Consider the following 2,102-nt stretch of genomic DNA (forward strand, 5'->3'; position numbering starts at 1 on the left):
TGGGCGTCATCGGGGAAATTGTAGAGGCAGCGGACTCGGCGCTCAGGCGCCTGGCGGCGAGAAGCGACTTGGGCGCGGCGGGAGAGACCCGCCGCGCCCGATCGTCCTTAGGTCGGCGCGGCGCCGGCCGGAGCCGCCGGAGCGGGAGCCGGGGTCGCCGGGGCCGCCGGTGTGGCCGGAGCAGCCTTGGCCGCCGGGGCCGCAGGCTTCGCAGCGGCCTTAACGGGCTTGTACTTGTCGTTGTAGGTGATCTCGCCTTCGCCCGCCTTGCGGATCGCTTCGAGTTGTTTGACCAGGGCTTCCTGGGTGCGGAGCGATTTCAACCCGGCCATGGCGTAGTTGATGGCGCGATCGCCGGTGAACGGCATGACCCGGTTGTCGCGGATCTGGTTCACGAACACCGCGTTGCCGCGCGGGAAGATGAAGATCTCGTTCGGCGGCAGCTTGCCCAGGGTCTTGGTCAGGTCTTCCGGCGCGTTCAGGGTGTCGAGAACCGTGGTGGTGCGCTGGAAGTCGAGGTTTTCGCGGACCAGGACCGCCTCGATCTGCTCAAGGGTGGTCATCGGCTCGAACTCTTTCATCAGTTCGGGCTTGAATGAACCGACCACGATCTGGTCGACGACCATCACGCGGCGGTTGGCGAACATGTCGGGATGGTCGGCAACGAACTTTTCGCCTTCGGCCCGGGTCGGGGCGACCACGGTGGAGGCGATCTTCCGCTGCATGGCTCCGACCAGCATCGCTTCCTTGGCCTGGGTCTCCTGCTGGGAGAAGATCGGCGTCTTGTCGAGCTTCTGTTCCTTGGAGGCCTGGGCGACCAGCTTGCGCGTGATGATCGATTCCAGGGCGGCTTGTTCAGCGGCCTTGCGTTCCGCCGGATTAGCCGGGGCCGCACCGCCGAGTTCGCGATTGAGCTCGGTGACGGTGATCTCTTCGCCATTCACCGTGGCGACCACTTGCCCCTTGGGGGCCTTGCCGCCGCCGCCGATCATGCCGCAGCCGCTCAAGGCGATGCAGGTCATCAGCGCCGCGCCGTGAGTCCATTTCAGTTTCATCGGATTCTCCCCCGAATGTCCTTGCGACGGGCCCCTTCCGGGCTGGGTGCGTCGCCAATAGCGGCGAGCACATCAGCAACCTGGAAGATCCGTTGGTCTCTTTAACCTCGAAACTTCTTAAGCTGTCACGAACATCGATCCGCGACGAGCGCCGCCCGTCGCGCGACCAAGCTGTGGTCGCCAGATTGATTTCGTTTCCCTTTGGTGTTGCAAGTCAATCCCGGACAAGAGAGAACCCGTCTCATCCCGACCGCGCCGTGACGTGTCCACACGTCGGAGTTACAAGTCCTAGATCATGAGCGACGAACCTAAGCGGCGCCCTATCCTGTCGCTGAAGAACCCTCCGAAGGTCGTCCTGCCCGAAGGGCCGAAGAAAAAGCCCGCACGCGCGCCTGCGCCGCCCGCGCCGCCGCCGGTCCAGCATGATTGGAAGTGCAAGCCTTGCGGAGCAGGGTTCTCCATCGAGGCCAATCTCGCCGACGACGTCGTGATCCGCTGCCCGTCCTGCAACGCCAAGCTTGGCTTGGTGAGCGATTTCCGCGCCGATCCGCCCCCGGCGAAACTCCGGGCGCGGCCGACCAAGCGCGTCTAGAGCGCTCTCCTAAGCCCCGACAATCTCGCGCAGCACGGGGCCGATTTCGTCATGCAGGACGATGTCGGCGTGAGGATCCTGATCGGTCGCTTCGCGATTGACGATCGCCAGCAACGCCCCGTTCTGCTTGGCGAGCAGCGGAAATCCGGCCGCCGGATAGACCACTAGCGACGAGCCCAGCACCAGGAACAGGTCGCAGGCGAGGGTCTCCTCTTCGGCCCGCAACATCTGGTCCTGCGGCATCGGCTGGCCGAACGAGATGGTCGCGGTCTTCACCAGTCCGCCACAGGACCGGCAGGCGGGGATCTCGCCGCGCTCGACGAAGCCGGGCTTGAGGTGGTGCAACTCATGCCGCGTCGCGCAGGTCAGGCAGGTCGCGTAACTGGCGTTGCCGTGCAGCTCGATGATCCGTTCGTCGGGGATGCCGCTGTCCTGGTGCAGGTTGTCGACGTTCT

At 65.0% G+C, this 2,102-nt stretch carries 3 protein-coding genes; 1 reads left to right on the plus strand and 2 read right to left on the minus strand.

Features of this window, described 5'->3' with window-relative positions:
* Positions 1-107 precede the first annotated feature (107 nt).
* Positions 108-1,055, minus strand: coding sequence for a SurA N-terminal domain-containing protein (locus Q7T84_RS03125; RefSeq protein WP_304806244.1), 948 nt, complete (start codon positions 1,053-1,055; stop codon positions 108-110).
* 295 nt (positions 1,056-1,350) lie between these two features.
* Here Q7T84_RS03125 and Q7T84_RS03130 point away from each other — a divergent pair, with 295 nt between their 5' ends.
* Positions 1,351-1,647 (plus strand): hypothetical protein, encoded by a 297-nt coding sequence (locus Q7T84_RS03130; RefSeq protein WP_304806245.1) that lies wholly within the window; start codon positions 1,351-1,353, stop codon positions 1,645-1,647.
* A gap of 9 nt (positions 1,648-1,656) precedes the next feature.
* Here Q7T84_RS03130 and Q7T84_RS03135 read toward each other — a convergent pair.
* A partial coding sequence (locus Q7T84_RS03135; protein ID WP_304806246.1) for a Sir2 family NAD-dependent protein deacetylase occupies positions 1,657-2,102 on the minus strand: 446 nt, incomplete at its 5' end.

Source organism: Phenylobacterium sp. (assembly GCF_030654915.1).
Taxonomy (GTDB): Bacteria; Pseudomonadota; Alphaproteobacteria; order Caulobacterales; family Caulobacteraceae; genus Phenylobacterium.